Below are 4,585 nucleotides of genomic sequence, written 5' to 3' on the forward strand. Positions count from 1 at the left end.
CTGAAATGACAGTAATTGCTTTTGATTTGGATGGAACACTGAGTAATCCCTCTAAAGGTATTACCACTTCAATTAACTATGCTCTGGAGAAAGTTGGTGCGCCGAGAAAAGAACCTGCCGATCTAAATCAGTATATTGGACCTCCTCTGAATGAGATTTTCTCCGAAATACTGAATACAAGAAATGCTGTAATTATTGAGGAGGCAATTTCATATTATCGGGAAAGATATGTCTCTATTGGATATATGGAAAACGTTTTATATGAAGATATCCAGGAAGTGCTAGAAGTTTTAATTGTTCGCGGAATTAGATTATATGTAGCAACATCAAAGAGAACTGATATCGCAAAATCTATAATCAAATATTTCGATCTTCAAAAATATTTTGTACAAGTATTAGGCTGTGATGCACAACGGCAAAAGCACGATCTTCTCGAAGAAATAATTAAGTTAAACGATGGACATACTCTCTTAATGATAGGCGATCGCTCTTATGATATGAATGCTGGTCGCAAGGTTTCAGCTAAATGTATAGGTGTTCTTTGGGGATATGGAAGTTCTGTTGAATTAAAACAAGCAGGAGCTGATGTACTTGTCAGAAACACTGGTGAAATGTTGGATTATATTAATACGGTTCATAACTTTGGCGTTGCTGATTTGTAATGTTTTAGAGAAAGGTGGGAATAGTCGCCGTTAGAGGGAATATTGATCTGGAAAAAAGGATTAGGTTTTTAGCAGAAATAATGGTAAAGTTCCTATTAGGATATTGTCTCAAATATCCATCAAAACTTCTACTTTATATGATTAAAAATCCTAGTGATTTTACATAAATAGCCATGTCAGAAATTACTATTAATTTACCAGAATAAATTTTTTCTGCCCGCCGTTGAGCTGCCTGAAGAATTTGTTCAAGATATGCGTTTAGCAGCAGCTATATATTGGTATCAAAAAGGAGAGATTTCTCAAGAAAAAGCGGCTCAAGTTGCCGGGTTAAACCGTCGAGATTTTCTCGCTAGTTTGGCAAGAGAAAAAATAGATGTGTTTAATGTTGATTTTAAAGACTTACAACGGGAGTTAGACCGTGGCTGAAATTCTCGCAGTAAATACTTCGCCCTTAATTTTTTTGTAAGCATTCAGCCGTCAGCTATCAGCTATAAGAAAATTCAATAGAAATAAAATCTTCCTGTTTTGGGGATTATATCATGTCCGGATAATTAGTGATAAAAAAACTTTCTCCTTCTTCTTCTTTCTACCCTCCTGTCTCCTGTCTCCTGTCTCCTGACTCCTTCGTCGTTTATTTATAACTGTTCAACCGGACATGATATTATTTGGGAGTAGAAACATTTGAATCTCATTACTTAATTTTAAATTTATAAAAATGAAAAAAATATCTTTTTGGGTCTCAATTGCCTCGATTATTGGACTTGTGTTTGCTGCTTATTCTTTTACTCATACTGAAACAACTTTTAGAAACATCAATACAGGAGGTATACAAATAACAGGTGGTTTAGGACAGACTAACGCCAATATAGAAAATGCACCAATAATAAATGGTTCAAGACAAACCCAAGTTAATATTAATCCTAAACCTAAAATACCGAGATTTGAAGGAGAAATTGGGAATTATCAGAAAAGTAAGGCTTTTACGAATTTTATATTTGAAAATCAAGGAGAAAAAGTTTTCATAAATGCATCTTATATTCCTAATGGTACCAATGAAGGAAATATTATTCGTGGTGATGATTTTAGAGTTAATCATCTCCACCTTTGGGAAAACTGTTTTAAAGAATTAGAAACCAATGAAGAACCTTCACTACTCAAGTGTGAGGGAGTTGGGTTTTCAATTGATAGGTCTAACTCTCCAAAAGATGCTGATATGTTTTATAATAGAGGTGCATTATATATTAGAGGTTATTTCGCTATCAAAGGTTGTGGTGGACCACATCAAGGAAGTATGGGATGTACTCTTCGTCCCCTCAATCCAGAAGATGTTTGATAAACCAACAGTCTTGTACAGGACTAAGGCAAGCATTTGTAATTTCTCTCACTCCCTCCATTGCTCCTGGCTCGCATCTGTGGGGCAGGAAGCAAGAAAAAAGAATCTTCGATTTCCTTGGAGGAGGTAAGGCAGAAGGCAGGAGGCAGGAGGCAGAAGGAAAGAAAAGGTTAGAAGGGAAAAGGTTTTTTTATCACTGATTATCTGGACATGATATTATTACTGTTTGAATAACGCAAGTCTAACCCAAACTAACCAAAAAAGACAAATAACATTGATCACTTATTACATACCCAAGGCTTATATGAAGCTTGGTTTCAAAAGTGCGTGGTGCGATTTTATGGGGGTTTTAATCCCCCATTATACACCTTGAGAAGCTGATAGCTAATAGCCGATCGCTAAGTACTACTTAACCAGAAATTGTCAATTTTGCCTCTACTAACTCAGCACTACGCTGCAATTCAAAACCTACTTTCTCACAAACTCGTTGCATAGCTATATTCTCAGCTAAAATTGTGGCAACAATTCCCTCTAACTGCTCATCTCGACCAATTTGTACTAGCCGCAATAACAATTCTGTCCCTAACCCCTGACGTTGATAGGGGTCACTCACTAACATGGCAAATTCTGCTTCATTTACTCCATGTGACTTACTCAAGCGACCTGCTCCTAAAATCTCATGGTTTCCTGTTTCCGGATTTTTATAATCCACTACTAATGCCATTTCCCGATGATAATCAATAAAGCAAATCCTAGTTAACCGTTCGTGAGCAATGCGTCTACTCAATTTGAGAAAGTTAAAATAACGAAAATACACACTTTCCTCAGACAATGTTTTGTGGAACTGAACAATTAACGGTTCATCCTCTGGACGAATAGGACGAATAGTTACCTCAGCACCATTTTTCATTTGCCAAGGTTTGATATATTGAGTCGGATACGGACGAATAGCTGGTGATGGCAATTTTTCTACACCTACACTTTTGTCATGGAGAACTACCCGTGCATCCAAAGCAATTAAACGTTCTGAAGAAGCTAAAAGTGGATTAATATCTATTTCCTCGATCCAAGGTTGCTCTACCACCAACTGACTAAATTTCACCATTAGCTTTTCCAATGCTGCCATATCAACAGCTTTACGCCCCCGAACACCTTTGAGAGCTTGATAGATTTTTGTTTGCTCTATCATACGACGGGCAAGAGTTGTATTCAGAGGCGGTAATGCTACTGCCCTGTCTTTAAACACCTCTACCAACTGTCCGCCTGTACCAAATAACAATACCGGACCAAATTGTGGATCGATGCTGCTACCAATAATCAATTCATAACCAATGTCTAAGCTTAACATCGGTTGGACTGTTACCCCTAAGAAATGCTCATAACCCACTTTCTCAGCTACAGATGTTTGAATATTCTGATATGCCCATTTTACCGCTGCTGCATCTTTGAGATTTAACTGCACTCCGCCCACATCAGTTTTGTGAGTAATTGTCTCAGAAAACAGCTTCAGCACTACGGGATAACCAATAACATCTGCGTGTTCCACTGCTTCAGCTTCAGTTTTGGCAACCAATGTTTGCACAATAGGAATACCATAAGCAGCCAAAACCTGTTTCGACTCAGACTCGGTGAGAATAGTTCGGTTTGCATCCCGAGCAGTTTTGATAATTTGCTCCACTAGAGAAGAGTTAGGACCTTCTTCTTGGTCTTGTGCTAGCACTGGTGTTTCATATATGCCTTGCAGGTTATAACTATATTTCCACATAAAGTTAAACAACCGTGCTGCTGCGTCTGGATAACGATAAGTGGAAATACTAGCACGATTGAGAATTGTTTCACCTGTGGTTACTTCATCTCCTCCCATCCAACTTGCTAATACTGGTTTTTTGGCAGTCTGAGCATAATGTTTCAACTGTTCTGCGGTTTGAGTGGGGTCTGTCATCGCTTGAGGAGTCAAAATTACTAGCAAACCATCAGTATTAGGGTCTTTGACTGCTACTTCTAGGGCTTTGTGATAACGTTCGGGGTCAGCATCACCAAGAATATCAATAGGGTTACTATGACTCCAGTGAGTGGGCAAAAATTCATTCATTTGAGTAATGGTTTCTTCTGCCAGTGGAGCAAGTTCCCCACCAGTAGCAATCAGAGCATCAGTAGCGAGAACTCCTGGTCCCCCAGCATTAGTAATAATTGTTAATTTTGGTCCTTTGGGAATCCGTGGTTGTTTTGCCATTACTTCTGCCATATCAAATAGTTCAGAAATACGATTCACCCGCAATACTCCACAGCGACGGAAAGCAGCATTGAGAACTTCATCACTACCTGTGAGGGAACCTGTATGAGAAGCAGCAGCTTTTGCAGCAGCCTCGGTTTGACCTGCTTTGATTACTATTATTGGCTTGGTTAATGCTACTTCCCTAGCAGCAGACAGGAACGACCGCGCATTACCAATTGATTCCATATAAATTACAATACTCTTGGTGTGGGGATCATCACCGAGATAATAGATGAGGTCGCCCCAATCTACATCTAACATGGAACCGATGGAGATAAAGGCACTAAAACCAACGTTTTCAGGAAAACTCCAGTC

At 38.7% G+C, this 4,585-nt stretch carries 4 protein-coding genes; 3 read left to right on the plus strand and 1 reads right to left on the minus strand.

The annotated features are described in order from the left end of the window. The 3 genes from AC3DU7_RS26060 to AC3DU7_RS26070 form a co-directional block, all read left to right on the plus strand. Window positions 1-662, plus strand: a 662-nt coding sequence (locus AC3DU7_RS26060) for an HAD-IA family hydrolase (protein ID WP_488042187.1), incomplete at its 5' end; no start/stop codon positions are given. A gap of 252 nt (window positions 663-914) precedes the next feature. Next, window positions 915-1,088, plus strand: coding sequence for a UPF0175 family protein (locus AC3DU7_RS26065; RefSeq protein ID WP_488042188.1), 174 nt, complete (start codon window positions 915-917; stop codon window positions 1,086-1,088). 289 nt (window positions 1,089-1,377) lie between these two features. After that, window positions 1,378-1,995, plus strand: a complete 618-nt coding sequence (locus AC3DU7_RS26070; RefSeq protein ID WP_488042189.1) for a hypothetical protein — start codon at window positions 1,378-1,380, stop codon at window positions 1,993-1,995. A 409-nt stretch (window positions 1,996-2,404) separates the two neighbouring features. Here AC3DU7_RS26070 and AC3DU7_RS26075 read toward each other — a convergent pair. Then, window positions 2,405-4,585 (minus strand): bifunctional acetate--CoA ligase family protein/GNAT family N-acetyltransferase (locus AC3DU7_RS26075; protein WP_488042190.1); only part of this gene is annotated, 2,181 nt, incomplete at its 5' end.

This window comes from Okeania sp., from assembly GCF_983059655.1.

Excerpts from the sequence above, each read along its gene's own strand:
- AC3DU7_RS26065 (WP_488042188.1), top strand. The coding sequence starts at position 915 with ATGCGTTTAGCAGCAGCTATATATTGGTATCAAAAAGGAGAGATTTCT.
- AC3DU7_RS26070 (WP_488042189.1), top strand. The coding sequence starts at position 1,378 with ATGAAAAAAATATCTTTTTGGGTCTCAATTGCCTCGATTATTGGACTT.